This is a genomic window from Bifidobacterium sp. LH_419, from assembly GCF_056356955.1.
The window spans coordinates 62,784-83,045 of sequence record NZ_JBKEVG010000004.1 but is presented as its reverse complement, the minus strand read 5'-3'; the positions used below and the strand labels follow the sequence as shown (position 1 = coordinate 83,045).

Annotated in this window: 13 protein-coding genes; all 13 read right to left on the bottom strand. The window is 66.9% G+C overall.

What is annotated here, in order from left to right; translation table 11 throughout:
- Positions 1–49: 49 nt before the first annotated feature.
- Positions 50–1,510 (bottom strand): glycoside-pentoside-hexuronide (GPH):cation symporter, encoded by a 1,461-nt coding sequence (locus AC1AYX_RS04465; protein ID WP_476502368.1) that lies wholly within the window; start codon positions 1,508–1,510, stop codon positions 50–52.
- Positions 1,511–1,873: 363 nt separating this feature from the next.
- On the bottom strand, positions 1,874–3,430 hold the full coding sequence (locus AC1AYX_RS04460) for an aminotransferase class I/II-fold pyridoxal phosphate-dependent enzyme (protein ID WP_476502367.1): 1,557 nt from the start codon (positions 3,428–3,430) through the stop codon (positions 1,874–1,876).
- Positions 3,431–3,595: 165 nt separating this feature from the next.
- Positions 3,596–4,450 carry an HAD family hydrolase gene (locus tag AC1AYX_RS04455; protein WP_476502366.1) on the bottom strand — a complete coding sequence of 285 codons (855 nt, stop codon included), beginning with the start codon at positions 4,448–4,450 and terminating at the stop codon, positions 3,596–3,598.
- Positions 4,447–5,397, bottom strand: coding sequence for an L-lactate dehydrogenase (locus tag AC1AYX_RS04450; protein ID WP_476502365.1), 951 nt, complete (start codon positions 5,395–5,397; stop codon positions 4,447–4,449). The genes AC1AYX_RS04455 and AC1AYX_RS04450 overlap by 4 nt, the downstream gene beginning before the upstream one ends.
- A 117-nt stretch (positions 5,398–5,514) precedes the next feature.
- Entirely contained in the window at positions 5,515–5,763 is a 249-nt protein-coding gene (secG, locus tag AC1AYX_RS04445) for a preprotein translocase subunit SecG (protein ID WP_476502364.1), read from the bottom strand.
- A gap of 81 nt (positions 5,764–5,844) precedes the next feature.
- Entirely contained in the window at positions 5,845–6,639 is a 795-nt protein-coding gene (gene tpiA / locus AC1AYX_RS04440; RefSeq protein ID WP_476502363.1) for a triose-phosphate isomerase, read from the bottom strand.
- A gap of 158 nt (positions 6,640–6,797) precedes the next feature.
- Positions 6,798–8,003, bottom strand: coding sequence for a phosphoglycerate kinase (locus tag AC1AYX_RS04435; protein ID WP_476502362.1), 1,206 nt, complete (start codon positions 8,001–8,003; stop codon positions 6,798–6,800).
- A 134-nt stretch (positions 8,004–8,137) separates the two neighbouring features.
- On the bottom strand, positions 8,138–9,085 hold the full coding sequence (whiA, locus tag AC1AYX_RS04430) for a DNA-binding protein WhiA (protein ID WP_476502361.1): 948 nt from the start codon (positions 9,083–9,085) through the stop codon (positions 8,138–8,140).
- 179 nt (positions 9,086–9,264) lie between these two features.
- Positions 9,265–10,185, bottom strand: a complete 921-nt coding sequence (gene rapZ / locus AC1AYX_RS04425) for an RNase adapter RapZ (protein WP_476502420.1) — start codon at positions 10,183–10,185, stop codon at positions 9,265–9,267.
- A 17-nt stretch (positions 10,186–10,202) separates the two neighbouring features.
- Entirely contained in the window at positions 10,203–11,174 is a 972-nt protein-coding gene (locus tag AC1AYX_RS04420; RefSeq protein ID WP_476502419.1) for a shikimate dehydrogenase family protein, read from the bottom strand.
- A gap of 81 nt (positions 11,175–11,255) precedes the next feature.
- Positions 11,256–13,568, bottom strand: a complete 2,313-nt coding sequence (uvrC, locus tag AC1AYX_RS04415; RefSeq protein ID WP_476502418.1) for an excinuclease ABC subunit UvrC — start codon at positions 13,566–13,568, stop codon at positions 11,256–11,258.
- Between the two features lie 68 nt (positions 13,569–13,636).
- Positions 13,637–16,570, bottom strand: coding sequence for an excinuclease ABC subunit UvrA (uvrA, locus tag AC1AYX_RS04410; protein ID WP_476502417.1), 2,934 nt, complete (start codon positions 16,568–16,570; stop codon positions 13,637–13,639).
- Positions 16,571–16,760: 190 nt separating this feature from the next.
- Positions 16,761–20,261: an ATP-binding protein gene (locus AC1AYX_RS04405; protein WP_476502360.1), complete on the bottom strand. Its 3,501-nt coding sequence runs from the start codon at positions 20,259–20,261 to the stop codon at positions 16,761–16,763.
- Position 20,262 lies beyond the last annotated feature (1 nt).

Below are 20,262 nucleotides of genomic sequence, written 5' to 3'. Positions count from 1 at the left end.
ACCGGGGCCCTTGCGCCGCGGCGGAAGACCGCGTCCGTTCCCGGCGGAATCAGGCGATGGCGGCGTCGGCCTCGGCGCGACGCTCGGCGAGGGCGGCGCGGATGGCCGGCTCGTTCTTCTCGAAGCGGCGGTAGAGCAGCATGATCGCGATGACGACCGCGTAGACGATGACCGGCAGCCAGATGAAGCAGAACTGGATGGCGCCGAGGGCCTCGGCGGTCTGCTTGGCGTTGGCGACGTAGCCGGCGGCGGCCATGATCTTGGAGGGGATCAGGTTGCCGAGGCCGGAGCCGAACTGGATGCAGAAGGAGGCGCCGACGGCGGACAGCAGGCCGGCCGCGCGGATGCCCTTCTTGTATTCGCCGTAGTCGACGGTGTCGGCGAGCATGGCGAACGGCATGGCGAGCGCCATGGCGGCACCGAGGATGGAGATGGCCCAGAACACGACGAACAGGGCGAAGCTGTGGGAGGCGGTGAGCAGCAGGAGCTGGCCGACGATGGCCATGACCATGCCGAGAATCATGGTGTCGGTCTTGCCGGCCTTGCCGAGCTTCTTGGAGATGTTCGGGATGAGGAACGTGGTGATGAGGCCGAGGATCTGCATGCCGTTGAGGACGGTGGCGAGGTTCTCATTGTTCAGGTTGTACTTGGCGTAGTACACGGCGACGGACATGCGGTCCTCCTGGGCGATCCAGAAGATCACGAAGGCGACGATGAGGATAATCCACGGCCAGTTGCCCTTGATGGCGTGCAGGCTCTCCTTGAACGGCAGCGGGTTCTGGGTCTTCGGATCGTAGTTGTGCTCCTTGATGTTGCGGAACGCGAAGAGCAGGAGGGCGATGGCGATGACGCCGTAGACGGCGAAGGTGAACATGAAGCCGACCTTCTGGTTCGTCTGGCCGGTGATGGCCTTGCCGGCCCAGTTGACCAGCGGGATGGTGCACACGGCGGTGATGAACGTGCCGAGCAGGCCGCCGGACAGGCGGAAGGTGTTGGCCTTGACGCGTTCGGCCGGATCCGGCGTGAGGTTGGACAGGATGGCGGTGATCGGCGTCTGGATGCCGGTGTAGACGAGGCCGGCGGCGAGGATGTAGGTGACGGTCGCGTAGATGACCTTGCCCATCGGCGGCAGGTCGGGGGCGGTGAACGCGAGGAACACGGTGATGGCGAACGGCACGCACATCCACAGGAAGAACGGGCGGGACTGGCCCCACTTGGTCTTGGTGTGGTCGACGATGGAACCCCAGACGGGGGCGCTGATGCAGTCGCCGATGCGGGCGACCAGCAGGATCCAGCCGGCGGCCGCGGCGGTGATGCCGAACACGTCGGTGTAGAAGAACATGATGTACGTGCCGAGCGACGAATACAGCAGGTTGCCCGCCATATCGGTGCTCATGTACGAGACCTTCTCCTTGAGGGGCAGGACGCCGTTGAAGCCGGTCTCCGCCTCGTCGCTTCCCACGGTCGCGCCCGCCGCACGGGGCTCGGACACCGTTGCGCTGAATGCCATGGCTCATCCTCTCTGAATGCTGCGCGAATGTTCGCATCGTGTTCGCATCTGTGTTCGCATCTGTGATGCTCGCGTTCGCTTCTATGCCGTGATTGTCGGCTGTTGGTTGTTGGCGTGAAGAATATTCACGCGACGAGCCCACGAAAACCCATGAAAAAACGGCTTCTTCACATTTCCATCATCATTGTTATGGAATATATACCGGAAAACGGCCGATTATAACGCTTTCACAACGGTATGGTAACGATGCCATAACGAAATGCCCCTATGGAAAACGCCCTATATTCCATTATATGAGTAAATTCCTCTCACATAATGGAATATAGGGCGTTTGGCGGGGTTCGGACCGTCCGGTGGCGTCGGTCAGTTCTGCCAGTAGTATCCGAAGAAATCGGCGATCTTGTCGGTCGCATCCTTGAGCACCTCGATGCGCGGCAGGTAGACGATGCGGAAGTGGTCGGGCTCGGCCCAGTTGAAGCCGCCGCCGCGCGTGATGAGGATGCGCTTCTCGTGCAGCAGGTCGAGCGCGAACTGCTCGTCGTCATGGATGTTGAACCGTTTCACGTCGATCTTCGGGAAGATGTAGAACGCGGCCTTCGGCTTGACGGCGGAGAGTCCGGGGATCGCGTTGATCGCGTTGTAGATGTATTCGCGCTGCTCGTAGAGACGGCCTCCGGGCACGACGTAGTCGTTGACGCTCTGGTGGCCGCCGAGCGCGGTCTGCACGATGGACTGGGCGGGCACGTTCGAGCAGATGCGCATGTTCGCGAGCATGTTGATGCCCTCGATGTAGTCCCGGGCGATGCGCTTGTTGCCGGACAGCACCATCCAGCCGACGCGGTAGCCGGCGATCATGTGCGACTTCGACAGGCCGGAGAAGGTGACGCAGAACAGGTCGGGGGCGAGCGAGGCGATCGAGGTGTGCGTCAGGCCGTCCATGACGAGGCGGTCGTAGATCTCGTCGGAGAAGATCATGAGGTGGTGCTCGCGCGCGAGGTCCACGATCTGCTGCAGCACCTCCTTCGGATAGAGCGCGCCGGTCGGGTTGTTCGGGTTGATGAGCACGATGGCGACGGTGCGGTCGGTGATCTTGGCGCGCATGTCGTCGATGTCCGGATACCATTCGGACTGTTCGTCGCAGACGTAGTGGACGGCGGTGCCGCCGGCGAGGTTCACGCAGGCGGTCCACAACGGGTAGTCGGGGCTTGGGATGAGCACCTCGTCGCCGTCGTCGAGCAGCGCGGACATGCACAGGTTGATGAGCTCGCTCACGCCGTTGCCGGTGTAGATGTCGTCGATGGTGACGTTCGGCAGGTTCTTGAGCTGCGCGTACTGCATGATCGCCTTGCGTGCGGAGAACAGGCCCTTGGACGGCGAATAGCCTTCGGTCTCGGTGAGCTGGTGGGCCATGTCGTAGACGACCTCGTCCGGCGTGCGGAAGCCGAACGGCGCCGGGTTGCCGATGTTGAGCTTGAGGATATGGGTGCCGTCGGCCTCCATGCGGGCCGCCTCGTCGACGACGGGGCCGCGCACGTCGTAGAGCACGTTGTCGAGCTTGTGCGACTTGCCGAAGGTGCGTCGGCGCGGAGTCGCCGGCTCGGGGGCCCCGTCCCCGTCCGCCGTCGCGGGATCCGCGGCGGACGCTCCCCCGTCCGAGGCCGCGGCGCCGGCGGACGGCGTGGCCTCGCCCGTCGTCGTGCCGCGCACGCCCCTGAGCCAGTCCGCATCCACGTTGAGTTCGGCGGCGAGGAATTCGAGGATGTCCTCGCGCGGCATGGTCTTGCCGGCGACGTACTGGCTGATGTGGCTCTTGCCCATCCTCACGCCGCGGGCCTCGGCGGCGCGCACCAGATCGACCTGCTTCAGCCCCCTGTCGTTCATCGCCTCGTGAAGTCGTTCCGCGAACACCGCTGTGGACATGTCTTCCTCCAAATCATGAAGTTCAATATCCATATTGAACATTGGTTCATAACCTAGAGGGAGTTCAAGACAAGTTCAATTCCGATTGCGTCGCGTACCATATGCCGGACGAGCCCGCTGCCGGCGGATTGAACTTTCCGTTTCCCGCCCGATCCGCGCGCGGGGTCATAGCAGATGCGTCTCGATCCACTGGGCGACGCCGTCCTCGTCGTTGGACGGGCAGATCTCGTCCGCGATGGCGAGGACCTTGGGATTGGAGTTCGCGACGGCGACGGAGCGGCCGGCGGACCGCATCATGTCGATGTCCACGAGATCGTCGCCGAAGGCGACGGCGTGCTCCGGGGCGACGCCCATGCGCTCGCACAGGATGCCCAGCGCGTCGCGCTTGTTCGCCTTCGGGTTCATGAACATGTACAACGTGCCTTCGGAGACGGACAGCGCGAAATCGTCGGGGATCAGGCGGCGGATCGCCTCGCGCTGCTCCCCTTTCGGGAACGCGATGATCTTGTCGGCGGTCCCCTCGGGCACGTCCGTTTCGGTGAAGTCGGTCAGACGCCAGGTCTGGGTCTTCCAGTAGACGCTGACGTCGAAGTTCGTGTACCTCACGTCGTCCATGACGATGCCGACCTCGAGATCGGGCATCGCGTCGAGGAGGGACCGGCACACCTCGCAGGCGCGGGACGACGGGAATCCGATCTTCATGAGATGCCCGTCGGCGGGCATGCGGCCCGAGGTGAGCATGTCGTAGTCGGATTTCGCGGGCTCGAAGTCGATGAGCGCGCCGTTCAGGTAGATGCAGGCGTCGACCGGCAGCCGCTCCGCGAGGGCGTATCCGGTGCTCACGGGTCTGGCCGTGGCGATGGCGAACCGGTACCCGGCGTCATGCAGGCGTTCGACGGCCTCGATGGACCGTTCGGTGAGGTGTCGCCCCTCGAAGGTGGGGGCGCCGTGCAGCAGCGTGCCGTCGAGGTCGGCGACGACGAGCCGGGATTCCGGCGGGACGTGCGCGGCCGGAATCACAGCAGTCCCTCGCAGTAGGAGCGGACGAGCTCGGCGGAGTGGTGGAGCTTCGCGTGCTCCTCCTCGGTGAGTTCGAGTTCGACGATCTCGTTGGCGCCGTTGGCGCGCAGTTCGGTGGGCACGCCGAGGAACACGTCGTGCTCGCCGTATTCGCCGTCAAGCAGCGTGGAGACGGGCACGATGCGCCGCTCGTCCCACAGGATCGTCTGCACGATGCCGGCGACGGTGGAGGCGATGCCGAAGTTGGTGCCGCCCTTCGCGGCGACGATCTCGTTGCCGCGCATGCGCGTCTTGCGCTCGATCTCGGCGGTGGAGACGGAGGCGAAACGGCTCTGGTTGTCGGCCAGGAACTTGGCGAACGGCTTGCCGCCGAGCGAGACGGTGGACCATGCGGCGAACTGGGAGTCGCCGTGCTCGCCCATGACGAACCCGCCCACGTTGCGCGGGTCGAGTCCGGTCTCCTCGCCGATGATGGTCTTGAGACGGGAGGTGTCGAGCGCGGTGCCGGTGCCGAGCACCTGCGTGCGCGGCAGACCGGAACGCTTCCACGCGTACCAGGCCATCACGTCGACCGGGTTGGAGACCATGACGATCACGCCGTCGAAGCCGGAGGCCATGACATGGTCGACGACGTCGCCGACGAGGCCGACGGTGAAGCCGAGTTCGGCGAGACGGGTCGAGTTGGCCGGCGGCTTGCGCCCCACGGTGACGACGACGATGTCCGCGTCGCGGCAGTCGGCGTAGTCGCCGGTGCGCACCTTGACGTGACGGTCCTGGAATTCGCTGCCGTCGTCGAGATCGTGGCTCTCCCCCGCCGCCTTGGCGGCGAAATGGTCGATGAGCACAAGCTCGTTGCACAGTCCGTGCGTGACGATGGCGAACGCGGCGGTGGCTCCCACCTGTCCGGTGCCGACGATGACGACCTTGTTGCGGTTCATGGTGACCATGATGATGTCCCTTCGATGGTTCGGCGGCTCCCGGTTCCGGCGCGGAACCCGCCATAACGAACACGACCCATGGCCGACTGGCGGTCATGGGTCATACAATCACGGACGGATTACGTGTCAGATGAGGTTGAACTTGGTCATCAGGCCGAGGGCGATGATGATGGCCACCCAAATCAGGGCGATGATGACGGTCCAGCGGTTCAGGTTCTTCTCGGCGACGCCGGACGTGCCCGCGTTCTGGGTGAGGCCGCCGCCGAACATGTCGGACAGGCCGCCGCCCTTGCCCTTGTGCATGAGGATGAGCAGGGTCAGCAGGCAGCTGAGCACGACGACGACGATTTCGAGGGCGATTTTCAGAGCGGTCACGAGTGGATTACCTCCGGTTCGGTATAAGTCTGCGCTCCAGCATAGCGCAATGTCTTGAAAAAGGTGGAGACCCGGGCGGTTTCACCGGGTGGCTTTGGCGGTGAGCCGGCAGATGCGGGTCAGCTCGTCGACGTCGAGCGCCGCGCCGCCGATGAGGAAGCCGTCCACGTCGGGTTCGCCGATGAGTTCGACCGCGTTCTTCGAGGAGACTGAGCCACCGTAGAGGATGCGGACGGTGTCCGCCACGGTGTCCCCGAACGTGGCCCTGAGATCGTCGCGGATGGCCTGGGCCGCGTACTGCGCGGACTCCGGCGTGGCGACCATGCCGGTGCCGATGGCCCACACGGGCTCGTAGGCGATGATGAGCTTCGCCGCCTCGGCCTCGTTGAGGTCGCGGGTGACGTCGTGCACCTGGCCGACGGCGAAGTCGAGCTCGATGCCCTGGCGGCGCTCCTCGAAGCTCTCGCCGACGCACAGGATCGGCTGCATGCCGGCGGCGAGGACGGCCCTCACCTGGTCGACGATGTTGGCGTCGTCCTCGGGATGGTATTTGCGGCGCTCCGAATGGCCGATGATCACGTACGAGCATCCGAGGTGCGCGATCATGTCGGCGGAGATGTCGCCGGTGAACGCCCCTTGGTCGGTGACGGACACGGACTGCGCGCCGTAGCGGATCTTGAGCTTGTCGGCCTCGACAAGCACCTCCACGCTGCGCAGCGAGGTGAACGAGGGGAACAGGGCGACCTCCACCCTGCGGAAGTCGAAGTGGGCGTCACGCAGCTGCCATGCGAACTTCTGCACGAAATACGTTGCCTCGAGATGGTCGAAGTTCATTTTCCAGTTGCCCGCGACCAGCGGGACGCGTTCGGACGCCATGGATCCCTTCCTAGAAATACGTGAGAAATACGCGATACGTGAGAGACACGCGAAACGGGTGCGTATGGGGTGCGATGAGAAGCGTATGCGGGGCGAAACGGCATGGCTCCCCACGCCACGACGGGACGTGGACGCGGGGAGCCGATGCGGAACCGATGTCAGGCGAGCACCTTCAGGCCCGGCAGCTCCTTGCCCTCGAGGAACTCGAGGGAGGCGCCGCCGCCGGTGGAGATGTGCGAGAAGCCGTCCTCCGGGAAGCCGAGGTTGCGCACCGCGGAGGCGGAGTCGCCGCCGCCGACGATGGTGAACGCGCCGGCCGCGGTCGCGTCGACCAGGCCCTGCGCGACGGCCTTGGTGCCGGCCGCGAACTCCGGGATCTCGAAGACGCCCATCGGGCCGTTCCACACGACGGTCTTGGAGTCGACGATCTTGTCGTGGAACAGCTTCTGGGACTCCGGGCCGATGTCGAGGCCCATCTTGTCGGCCGGGATGGCGTCGGCGGCGACGACCTCCGGGGCGACCGGGGTGTCACCGGCCGGGAAGCCGGCGTTCACGACGATGTCGGTCGGCAGCACGAGCTCGACGCCGTTCTTCTCGGCGGTCTCGATGTAGCCCTTGACCTTGTCGAGCTGGTCCTCTTCGAGCAGGGAGGTGCCGACCTCGTAGCCCTTGGCCTTGAGGAAGGTGAACACCATGCCGCCGCCGATGACGAGGCGGTTGGCCTTGTCGAGCAGGTTCTCGATGACGCCGAGCTTGTCGGAGACCTTGGAGCCGCCGAGCACGACGGTGAACGGGCGCTCCGGGTTCTCGGTGGCCTTGGACAGAGCCTTGACCTCCTTCTCGACCAGCAGGCCGGCGGCGGCCGGCAGATCGGCGGCCACGTCGTAGTTGGAGCCCTGGGCGCGGTGGACGACGCCGAAGCCGTCGGAGACGAAGACGTCGCCGAGGGCGGCGATCTTCTTGGCGTACGGGGCGCGCACGGCCGGATCCTTGCTGGTCTCCTCCGGGTTGAAGCGGACGTTCTGCAGCAGGACGACGTCGCCGTCGTTCATCGCAGCGACCTTGGCCTGGGCGTCCTCGCCGTAGGTGTCGGCGGCCAGCGGCACGTCGACGCCGAGCAGCTCGCCGAGACGGGCGGCGACCGGGGCCAGGGACAGCTCCGGAACGACCTTGCCCTTCGGACGGCCGAGGTGGGCCATCAGGATGACCTTCGCGCCTTCCTCGCGCAGGGCCTTGATCGTCGGCAGGGCGGCCTTGATGCGGCCGTCGTCGGTGATCGTGGTGCCGTCCAGCGGGACGTTGAAATCGGCGCGGACCAGGACGCGCTTGCCCTTGAGGTCTCCGAGATCCTTGAGTGTCTTCATGAATATCCTTTCCTAACCGCTTGCGCGGGAAAGTGGCGGTTTCTTGCCACTTCGCATAATACAACAGGCCCGCCGTCCGGGCGGGCCTGACACAGGAATTTTTGGAACGTATCGCCGAATCGTTATGAAAACGTTCAGGAACGCGACTTGGCGGTCTTCTCCGCGAGCTGGAGCAGACGGCGGATGCGTCCGGCGATGGCGTCCTTGGAAATCGGCGGCTCGGCGAGACGGCCGAGCTCCTCCAGGCTGGCGTCGCCGTGCTCGAGGCGCAGCTGGCCGGCGGCGCGCAGGTTGTCCGGCACGTCCACGCCGGCGGCGTCGAACAGTTCGAACGCCTTGCGCACCTTGTCGCACGCCTCGGCCGCGGCCTTGGCGGAGCGGCGCATGTTCGCGTCGTCGAAGTTGGCGAGGCGGTTCGCCTTGGAGCGGGTCTCGCCGTCCGAGCGCTTGCCCGTCCAGTCGCGGGCGGAACGCATGGCGCCCATCGAGTTGAGCATGCGTTCGATGGAGTCCGGATCGGTGAGCGTCACGCGATAGGACTTGCTGAGCTGGCGCGGCTTGGCGGTGATGCCGAGTCGCCGGGCGAGGCCGGCCAAGGCCATCGCGGCCTCGTTGCACGGGCAGATGATCTCCATGTACGGGTTCTTGCCCAGGTCGGACAGGATGCCCTTGGCCATGAAGGCGCCGCGCCATGCGGCGCGCACCTGGGCGATCTTGCCCTGCACGATCTTGACGGGCAGGCCGCGCACGGCCTTGTTGCGGTCGATGAGGCCGGTGGCCACGGCCAGGTTCACCGCGCCGCGCTCCACCTTGACCACATGGTATTGGTGGGAGCCCTTCGGCGTCGTCCTCGTGGAGCTGATGAGCTTGGCCTCGAGGTTGTACAGGTCCTCGATGTTGTCGCGCAGCCACTGGGCCGCGACCAGGGAATCGAAGGTGGCGAGCATGACGATCTGCTTCTGGGCGTTGTTCATGAAGCCGCCGGCGAAGCGGATCATGGCGGTGACCTGCGCCTTCCTGGCGTCCGCCTTCTCGTCCTCAAGCGCCGCGAGCTCGCTTTTCACATCATCCAGAAGAGCCAAGAGCCAACCTCCTAAGTCTCGTCCCTCTCAATGGTTTCAGGGGTTCGGGTCTGCAAGCGGGGACTCTTCCCCGCCGTCCGCCGAATCTGTGATACCGACCATCTTGGACAACAGTCGCGCCGTTTTCACTTTTTCGCGGCCGACGTCTCGACATGTGGTCAGCGCCGCGACGGGCGCGTTCACCGGCGTCTGCGCTGTTCGCGGGCGGAAACGGTGACATCCAGCCCGTGTGAGCGCAAACGTTTCGCCAGGGCCTCGCTCATGGCGACCGACCGATGCTGGCCGCCCGTGCAGCCCACCGCGATCGTCACGAAATGCTTGTCCTCGCGCGCGTATCCGTCGATGGCGACGAGCAGCGCCTTCTCGTAGGCGTCGAGGAATTCGGACGCCCCCTTGCTGTTCAGCACGTAGTCGGCGACGGGCTTGTCCCATCCGGTCAGCTCGCGCAGGCTGGGCACCCAGAACGGGTTGGGCAGGAACCTCACGTCGGCCACGAAGTCCGCGTCGGTGGGGGTGCCGTATTTGAACCCGAAGCTGAAGATGTGCACGGAGACCGTCCTGGGGCCGGATCCGACCATCGCCTCGTACAGTTTGGTGGACAGCTGGTGGATGCTCAGCGCGGAGGTGTCGATGACCATGTCCGCGCGCTCCTTGAGGTTCGCGAGCAGCGCCCGCTCCTCGTTGATGCCGTCGATGAGGCGGTTGCCGTGCTGGAGCGGATGGGGTCTGCGCACCTTCTCGTAGCGGGTGACGAGCACGTCGTCGCTGGCGTCGAGGAACAGGATGCGGGTGTGCACGCCGAGGTCGTCGAGATGGCTGAGCACCTCGTTGAGGTCGTCGAAGTATTCGCGCGACCTCACGTCGATGACGGCGGCGAGCTTGTGCACGCCCTTGCCGTCGCCGGCGTTGGTCATCATGTCGACGAGCGGGACGAGCAGCTTGGGCGGCATGTTGTCGACCACGTACCAGCCCATGTCCTCCACGCAGTCGGCGGCGTGCGAGCGCCCCGCACCGGACATGCCGGTGATGAGCAGCACCTCGAAGCCGTTGGCGGGCGCGGGCTCGTCGTCATGGGACACGGCGGCAGCCGCGTCGTTCATCGCGTCATGGTCCTCCATCACAGCGCCTCCTCCAACGCCTTTCTCATGGCGATCTCCAGATGGTCGTCGTCGACGGTGACGTCCTGCAGACGGCGATCGGCGTCGGACGGCGGATCGTCGTCCCAGATGCCCGTCATGAGCAGCACCTGGATGAGCGCCTGGTACAGGAGCATCTCCTCGCCGCCGATCGCATGGCCTCCGTGGGCGCGCCACGCCTGCATGAGCTTCGTGGGACGCGGGTCGTAGACCACGTCGAGCAGCATGCCGCCGAACGCGTCGCCGGTGCGGTCGAGCGTTTCGGCGAGGCCGTCCGCGGCGTGCCCGGGAATCGTGTTGATCACGTAGTCGGATTCACGGGCGGCGGCGATCACCCCGTCCGCGTCGGACAGGTCGATCTCGTCGTAGGGACGGCCTTCGACGCCGCGGAACGCCTTCGCGGCGGAGTCCAGTCCGAGGTCGCGGCCGGGATGGCGCGCGGCGATGGTGATGCGTTCGACGCCCGGCAGCATCAGGCAGGCCGCCGCGGCCGACGTGGCGGTGTTGCCGTTGCCGACGATGAGCGCGCGGCGTCTCGTCTGTCCGTCGCGATGCACGCCGAGTTCCCGGTCGGCGTGGTCGAAGGCCAGCTGGATGCCGACCACGTCGGTGTTGTAGAGCCTGATCGCCGGCTTCCCGTGAGGCCATGCGGGATCGTCGTGGGTGGCCTCGTCCCAGTCGAACACCGCCGTGTTGGCGACGTTGAGCTCCCGCGCCCACACGTTGCGGGGCGTGCCGTACGGCTGGATGGTCTTCTTGAGCGGCATCGTCAGGCTGAGTCCCCGCCACGTGGGGTCGAGCCCCTTGAGGAACCCGTCGAGGTCCTCCTCCCCCACCTCGTGCCTGTCGTACGTCCAGTCGTCGAGTCCGAGCGAACGGTACGCCGCGTTGTGCAGCACGGGCGACAGCGAATGCACGATGGGCTTGCCGAGCACCGCGCACCGATTGGCGATCGTCATGCTTCCCTCCTTGCCTTCCCGGTTCTCCCGACCATCCTACTCGGGCCGTCCGGACCGCGGTCGGAAGCCGTCTGCTCATGGCCGGCGCGTGCCGGGGCCGCCGACGGTGCCGACCGTATCGCCGGTGCCGCCGGCGCCGTCCGCACCGTCCGCGTGCAGGGCGTCGTAGATGGCCTGCGCCTTGGCATGGCCTATCCCCTTGACCTGCTCCAGCTCCTCGACGCCGACGCCGCGCATCGCCTTGACCGAACCGAACCGCGCGAGCAGCCGTTTCTGGTAGGCGGGTCCCACGCCGGGGATGCCGTCGAGGGCGCTGCGCAACGCCCCCTTGCGTCTCGTCTGCCGGTGGTAGGTGATGGCGAAGCGGTGCGATTCGTCGCGCACGCGCTGCAGCAGGTACATGCCCTCGGATTGGCGTTTGAGGATGATCGGGTAGTCGTCTTCCGGCACCCACACCTCTTCGAGCCGTTTGGCGAGCCCGCATACGGCCACGTCGTCGACGCCGCAGTCGGCGAGCGCCTTCGCGGCGGCCATGGCCTGCGGCCTGCCGCCGTCGACGACGACGAGGTTCGGCTTGTAGGCGAACCGGCGCCGGTCCGTGTTCTGCTGGACCGTGTCCTTCCTCGTTCCGTCGTCTTCCGCGACCGTGCCGCTTCGGGCGTCGGCGCGCGCGTCCGTCGCCGTCTTCGCGCGTCGTTCCGCCTCGATGCTCTCGCCGGAGTCGCCGGCGATGTTGCCGTGACGGAAGCGCCGCGTCAGCGTCTCGTAGAGGGCGCTCAGGTCGTCGAGCGCGCCTTGGCCGTCCTTGCCGCGGATGGCGAAGCGCCGGTATTCGCTTTTCTTGGCGACGGCGTCCTCGAACACGACCATGGAGGCCACCTGGAAGGCCCCGCCGACCGTGTTGGAGATGTCGTAGCATTCGATGCGCAGCGGGGCTTCGGCGAGGCCCAGCGCGTCGGCGACCTCGTTCATGGCGCGGGTACGTGCGCCGATGTCGGCGATGCGGCTCATCTTGGCGCGGGCCAGCGCCTGCGCGGCGTTGTCGTTCGCCCGGTCCATGAGCTGCCGCTTGTCGCCTCTGCCGGCGACGCGAATCGTGACCGCGCCGCCGCGCAGTCCGGTCAGCCAGGTTTCGAGCTCCTCGCGCCGGGACGGTTCGAGTTCGATGGGCGTGATGACCTCGCGGGGCACCGGGGCGATGGGGGCGAGCAGGTCGGCGCGTCCGGTGACCTCCTGTCGCGCGTTGCGTTCGCGCGTCGCCCGCGCGCGGGACGCCGCGTCGGTCGCGGTCACGCGCTGCGTGGACCCGATGGCGTCGCGCCGTTCCTCGACCTTCGCCGTCGCGTTCCCGGCCGCGGCGTCGTTCCGCGCGTCCGAGTAGACGCGCACGAGCAGGTCGGCCATGAGATCGGCGTCGTCGACGTCGTCGACGCGTTCGACGCTCCAGTTGCGTTCGCCGCGGATCGTGCCGGCGCGCACGTGGAACGCGTGCACGGAGGCTTCGATCTCGTCGGTGGCGAAGCCGAACACGTCGGCGTCGACCTGGTCGTCGAGCACGACCGCGTTCTGTTGGACGACGGTGGAGAGCATGGCGATCTCGTCGCGCAGGCGCGCCGCTTTCTCGAATTCGAGGTCGGCGCTGGCGGCCTTCATGTCGCGGGTGAGCTGCGCGATGTACGACTTGCCGAGTCTGCCGGTCATCACGCCGACGAGCCGTTCGCACATGCGCCGGTGCTCCTTCGCGTCGATGCGGCCGACGCACGGCGCGGAGCATTTGCCGATGGAGGCGAGCAGGCAGGGGCGTCCCGTGAGTTCGGCCTTGCGGTAGACACCGTCGGCGCAGGTGCGCACGGGGAAGGCGCGCAGGAGCCGGTCGAGTCCGTGGCGCAGGTCCCATACCTTCGCGTAGGGGCCGAAGTAGCGGGTGTCGCGGCGTTTGCGGCTGCGCGTCACCCACACGCGCGGCACCGTCTCGCCGACGGAGACCGCGAGGTACGGGTAGGTCTTGTCGTCGCGGAACTGCACGTTGAACCGGGGGTCGAACTCCTTGATCCACGTGTATTCGAGGGTGAGCGATTCGAGTTCGGTGCCGACGACGGTCCATTCGAGGCTGCGGGCGGTGAGCACCATGGTCTGCGTGCGCGGGTGCAGCAGGTACAGCGGCTGGAAGTAGTTGGCGAGCCTGTTGCGCAGGTTCTTCGCCTTGCCGACGTAGATGACGCGGCCTTCGCCGTCGCGCCATTTGTACACGCCGGGTTCGGCGGGGATGTCCGAGGATTTCGGACGGAACAGGTCGCGCGAGTCGCCGAGCAGCGGCGCCCCGTTGCGGTTCGTCTTCGCCGTCGCGCCGTCGGCGTCGGACGTGCCGTCCGTCGCCTCCCCGCGCAACGCGTCGGCCGTCCGTCGCCATACCTCGGGCGAATGCCGTTCGATGTCGTTGGTCACGGCGTCGCCTTTCAGAGCATGTCCTTGAGGAACCGTCCCGTCCAGGACGCCTCGCACCGCGCCACCTGTTCGGGCGTGCCCTGCGTGACGACGGTGCCGCCTCCGTCGCCGCCTTCGGGCCCCAGGTCGATGATCCAGTCGGCCGACTTGACCACGTCGAGGTTGTGTTCGATGACGATGACCGTGTTGCCTTTGTCGACGAGCCCCTGCAGCACCTTGAGCAGCTTGTTCACGTCCTCGAAGTGCAGGCCGGTGGTCGGCTCGTCGAGGATGTACACCGTCTTGCCGTCGGAACGGCGCTGCAGTTCGGTGGCGAGCTTGACGCGCTGGGATTCGCCGCCGGAGAGCGTGGGCGCGGGCTGGCCGAGGCGGATGTAGCCGAGGCCGACGTCCACGAGGGTCTTGAGGTACCGGGAGATGCCGGTGTACGCCTTGAAGAAGTCGGCGGCCTCCTCGATGGGCATGTCGAGGATGTCGGAGACGGTCTTGCCGTTGTACTTCACCTCGAGGGTCTCGCGGTTGTAGCGCCTGCCGTGGCAGGTCTCGCATTCCACGTACACGTCGGGCAGGAAGTTCATCTCGATCTTGAGCGTGCCGTCGCCGTGGCATGCCTCGCAGCGCCCGCCCTTCACGTTGAAGGAGAAGCGGCCGGGCCCGTAGCCGCGCACCTGAGCCTCGGGCGTCTTGGCGAACAGGGCGCGGATCTTGTCCCACACGCCCGTGTACGTGGCGGGGTTGGAGCGCGGCGTGCGCCCGATCGGGTTCTGGTCGACGTGGATGACCTTCCTGACCTGGTCGAGCCCTTCGACGCGGCGGTGCTTGCCCGGCACGATGCGCGCGCCGTTGAGCTTGTCGGCGAGGACTGGGTAGAGGATCGTGTTGACCAGCGAGGACTTGCCGGATCCGGAGACGCCGGTGACGACGGTGAACACGCCGAGCGGGAAGCTCACGTCGATGTTCTTGAGGTTGTTCTCACGTGCGCCGACGACCTTGAGCTGGGCGGTCCTCCTCACCTTGCGGCGGTGCTCGGGCACGGCGATCTCGCGGCGGTGGGCGATGTAGTCGCCGGTGATCGAGCGTTTCGCCTCGACGAGATGCTTCGCCGGACCGGAGTAGACGACCTCGCCGCCGTGTTCGCCGGCGCCGGGGCCGATGTCGACGAGCCAGTCGGCCTCGCGGATCGTGTCCTCGTCGTGTTCGACGACGATGAGCGTGTTGCCGAGGTCGCGCAGATGGTGGAGCGTCTCGATGAGGCGGGCGTTGTCGCGCTGGTGCAGGCCGATGGACGGCTCGTCGAGCACGTACATGACGCCGACGAGGCCGGAGCCGATCTGCGTGGCGAGGCGGATGCGCTGCGCCTCGCCGCCGGACAGGGTGGCGGCGGCGCGCGACAGGGTGAGGTAGTCGAGGCCGACGTCGTTGAGGAAGCCGAGGCGGGCGCGGATCTCCTTCAACACCTCGCCGGCGATCTTCGCGTCCGCGCCTTCGAGCTTCAGGTCGTTGACCCAGGCGAGCCCGCGCACGACGGGCATGTCGCACACGTCGAAGATGGAGAGACCTCCGACGGTGACGGCCAGCACCTCGGGCTTGAGACGCCTGCCGTGGCACACCTGGCAGGGCACTTCGCGCATGTACGACTCGTAGTATTCCCTCATGGACTGCGAGTCGGTCTCCTCGTGCTTGCGCATGAGCGAGCGCACCACGCCTTCGAACCCGGTGGAGTATTCCCTGAGACGCCCCCAACGGTTGCGGTAGGAGACGTCGACCTTGAACTCGTGGCCGTAGAGGATGTCGTGGCGCACGTCGGCGGGAAGGTCCTTCCACGGGGTGCGCATCGAGAAGCCCATCTCGCGGGCGAGGCCTTCGAGCAGATGGCCGTAGTACTGGGAGGTCATCTTCGTGTTGCTCCACGGTTCGATGACGCCTTCGGCGAGCGACTTGTCCGGGTCGGCGATGACGAGCTCCGGGTCGATCTCGAGTTTGAATCCGAGACCGGTGCAGGCGGGGCACGCGCCGTAGGGCGCGTTGAAGGAGAAGGTGCGCGGCTCGATCTCGTCGAGTTCGAGCACATGCCCGTTCGGGCAGCTGCGGTGTTCGGAGAACGGCCGACGGCGGGCCGGGCTCCCCTCCTCCTCGTCGACGAAGTCGATGACGATGGAGCCGTTGGCGAGCTTCAGCGCGGTCTCGACCGAGTCGGTGAGACGCTGTCGCATGCCGTCCTTGACGACGAGGCGGTCGACGACGACCTCGATGGTGTGCTTCTTCTGCTTGGCGAGCGTGATGTCGTCGGACAGCTGCCGCATCTGGCCGTCGATGAGCGCACGGGCGTAGCCGTCGGAGCGCAGCAGTTCGAGCATGTCGACGAATTCGCCCTTGCGCCCTTTGACGACGGGCGCGAGGATCTGGAACCGGGTGCGTTCCGGATAGCCCATGAGCGTGTCGACGATCTGCTGCGGGGTCTGCGAGGCGACGGGTTCGCCGCATTCGGGGCAGTGCGGCATGCCGGTGCGCGCGAACAGGAGGCGCAGGTAGTCGTAGATCTCGGTGATGGTGCCGACTGTGGAGCGCGGATTGCGGTTCGTGGTCTTCTGGTCGATGGACACGGCGGGGCTCAGGCCTTCGATGAAGTCGACGTCCGGCTTGTCCATCTGGCCGAGGAACTGGCGCGCGTACGCGGACAGCGATTCGACGTAGCGGCGCTGGCCCTCGGCGAACAGGGTGTCGAACGCGAGCGAGGATTTGCCAGAACCGGACAGGCCGGTGAACACGACCATGCGATTGCGCGGGATCGCGAGGTCCACGTTCTTGAGGTTGTGCTCGCGCGCGCCCTGGATGGTGATCTTGAGGTCGTTGGGGATGTGCGAGATGTCCGCCACGAGCGAACCGTCGTGCTCGACGAGCGGCGCCTTGCGGATCTCGCGCGTGAGGAACGAATCGCTGGTCATCACCTTCTCGACGACGACCTCGCCGTTCCTGCCGCCCGTCGTCTTCCGTTTCGTCGCCACGATCCCCGCCTTCCGTCAGTCGCCGCGGCACGCGTCCGGCCGCGGATTTTCCGCACCCAGAATACCCGAAACCCCGACGCATATCGAACACCTGTTCGACGGCGTGTCTCCCGGCCGGACCGTCATGCCGTCAGGCGACGTCCGCGGATTCATCCTCCCCTTCCCCGGCGAGGTCGGCCTCGCGCAGGGAGGTGAGGCCGGTGTCGGGGTTCTTGTAGGTGACGTAGGCCTTGGTGGAGACCTCGAGGATCTCGCCGGTCTTGCTTTCCGGCGCGGAGACGATCACCTGGAAGCCGAGGCGCGGCAGCACGGTGAGGGCGCGCTGCGTGTAGCGGCCGTCCGCCTTGATGAGCGCCTCGTCGAGGAACAGCGTCGTGTAGCTGGGTTTGAGACGGTTCTCCATGCCTCCGCCGAGCAGGTAGATGAGCGCGGCGCCGTAGACGAACGAGGTGAGCTCCTGCAGGGCTCCGCCGGACCGTCCGCCGGTGGAGGTGATGCGCTCGTCGAGCCCGTCCTCGTGGTGCACGATCGCGTAGAAGGACGAACGGCACCGCGGGTCGAGGTCGCGCGCGCCGTAGCTCTTCACACCGTTCGCGTCCCTCACCTGCGCGAGCTGGGCGCGCAGCAGGCCGATGACGCCGCCGCACGAGGCGAACACCTTGCGCATCGCCGCCGGATCGTCGTTTCCCGACGCCTTCCAGTCGTTGAGCGCGCCGATGGTCCGCGTCAGCTGCGAGGAGAAGCCCCGGTCCGGCTTGCGCACGTCCGCGTGCAGGGACAGGCTGCCGTGCTTGGGGCCGAACCGCTGCCCGTCGAGCATGGCGTTGATGCGGTCGAGCTGGTCGCGGATGCCGGCCTCGTCGGTGTCGACGGCGCGTTTGATGGTCAGCAGGCCCATCAGCAGCTGTTCCAGGCAACGCCGGTATTCGGAGCCGGTCGCCTCCCCGGCGGTGAGTCGCGACAGTCCCTCCAGCTCGTCGAGATAGTACCGGCGGTCCTCCACTGTGGCCGACAGCGCGTCGTCGTCCGCGGCGTACATGCCCTTGTACGATTCCATCCGGGCTTCGACGACCGTCTTCGCGGCCGAGACCTGGGAGGCGAGCGCGTCGATGCGGGCGGTCATGTCGTCGCGCATCCTCGCGATGACGCGTTCGGGGAACGACGTGCCCGCGGCCGGCGCATCTGCGCCCGCCCCGATAATCATGTGGGCCCGCAGCGCGGCGTCCGTGATTCCCGAGAACCCGTCCTCATAAGAGTGTTCGAGCGTCGTTTCCGCGCTTTCGTCCAACGGCGCGGCGCCCACGCGCCCGGCGGCGTCCGCATCGCCGTCGGTCTCCCACGACGCATGGCTCCGGTTGGCGTCCAGCCACCGTCGGGCGGCTTCGCAGGCGGACGCCGCGGCGTCGGCGTCACGTTTCTCGGCGAACCGGCGTTGCTCGTTGCGGTCGAGCTCCTCTCGCATCGCCTCCTCACGTCGGACAAGCTCGGCGAGCTCGGGGTTGTTCCTGATCGCGGCGATCGACGTCTCGAGCCCGTCCACCGTGGCCGAGGCGGATTCCACGTCGACGCTCTCCCATGACGTGTAGGCGAGCTGCTTGGCGAGTTCGAGTCCGCTGCGCAGGGCCTCCGCACGCCGTTTCGCCTCCGTGTAGTCATGTTCCGCCCGTTCCGAGCGGCCGCGCGCTTCGGCGATGCCGTGCTTCAGCGCGTCCAGATAGGCCTCGGTGACGTAGCCGATGACCTCGCGACGGTCCTTGACGCCGTGCTGTCCGCGTTTGCCGCTTTTGATCTGCCCGTCGGCCTGCACCTGACGGCGCTCGCGGTCGGCGTCGTCGATGGCGTCGACGCATACGGCGTCGAACCGTTCGGATGCGGTCTGCGCGCGCAGCCAATCGGCGAACGGCGAATCCTCGCGGTACCGCAGCTTGGAGGACATCCACGGGCCGTCGCCCGCGGCCTTCCCGTCGTCCGCCCCGAAGCGCTCCGAGGTGTCGACGAACTGCCAGGTGCGTCGCGCCATCGCATGCGGGTCGATGGCGCTGATCTTGGCGGCGAAGCCACGTTCGTGGCGCTTGTCGACGAGGATGGTCTGCGCGATGGCGCCGTAGGTGACGTTCATGGCTAGACGCCACTGTTCCTCGTCCTCGCGCACGTCCATGAGTTCGGCGACGTACGGCAGTTCGCCGGCGGACAGTCCGGTGGCCCTGCAGAGCATGGCGCGGGTCTCGTCCATCTGCTGGGTGATGCGGGTGCGCTGCGTCTTCTGGCGCTCATAGTCGCGTTCGAGGCGGCGCAGCTCGTCGTTCGCCGCGGAGCGGGCGGCGACCGCACAGTCGCGCGTCTCGTCCAGTTCCTGCGCCCGCCGGTCGTACAGGCGGGTGAAGTCCACGGCGGCGATGCGCCTCTCCGTCCAGGCGTGCTCGTCTCCGGGCATCGCCTCGCCGATCGCCTCGAATCCCGCCTCGATGCGCCCGTGGGTCGTCTTCACGTCGTCGAGCGAGCGTCGGGCCTGTTCGAGTTCCATCTCCATCCGCGCGAGGTTGCCGCCGTCCAGCCCTCTGATGCGGTCGCGGATGGCGTCGATGCCCGCGCGGATCTTCTCGCCGTCGCGGTATGCGGTTTCGGCGGCGGCCTGGTGCTCGCGGTGCTCGCGTTCGTCGATGGGCAGCCGTGCGGCGACCTCGTCGGCCATCCGCGCGATCGCCCAACGCCGTATCGCCGCCGATCCGGCCTCCTTGGACGGATCGACCGGGTCGAATGTCCGGACGTGCCGGCATGCGTCGTCGTAGGCTTCGCATGCGTCCCGGATGCCGGCGAGCGCCGTCACGCGTTTCGCCTTGCGTTCCATTTCGGTGAAGTTCGCCTCGTAGCGTTCGTAGTCGTCGACGGTGTCGCGTGCCAGGGCCAGGGCTTCGGGCACGCCGAGTACGCCCTGCTTGAAGATGTCGTCGAGTCTCGACGGCGCGTCGGCCGATTGAATCTTGTGCAGCAGCCGGCAGGCCTCCTCGCTCAGCCCCATCGTGTCCCAGATGTGTTCGTGGAACGCGTCGGCGCTGGTGAAGGTCTCGCATCCGGGGTACGTGTCCCTCAGCTGCGTGGGGGTGAACGGATGGTCGCGGTAGGCGTCCATGAGCCGTGGGTCGATCGGCTTGCCCCATGCCGCGTACTGCCGGCGTACGTCGCCGCGGCCGTCGCCCGCCATCAGGTAGAGGAATTTGGCACATGACAGCGTCTGGCCGCTGGTGGCGTTCACGTAGGTGTCGACGATGGCGCCCCATACGGCCTGCGGCGCCCCGTCGTCGTCGCGGCCGCGCAGGTAGACCGGCTCGTCGCCGCCCGCGGTGCTGCCGACGCCGACCATGCCGCGCAGGTACGTGTAGTCGCTGCGTTCGGAGCGCCCCGAGTTCGACGCCTTGTTGAACGGCGTGCCGGTCGGGTACAGCAGCGAGATCTGCGCGTCCACGAGCGTGGACTTGCCGGATTCGCTGGCTCCGGCGAGCAGCGTGACGGGGAGTTTCGGGTCGGTGGACGGTCTGAATTCGTGGTAGCCCTGGTACGAGCCCCAATTGACGAGACGGCGGCTTTCCATCATCCACCGGTCGGCGATCATCTGCAGTTCCCTGGCGGCCATG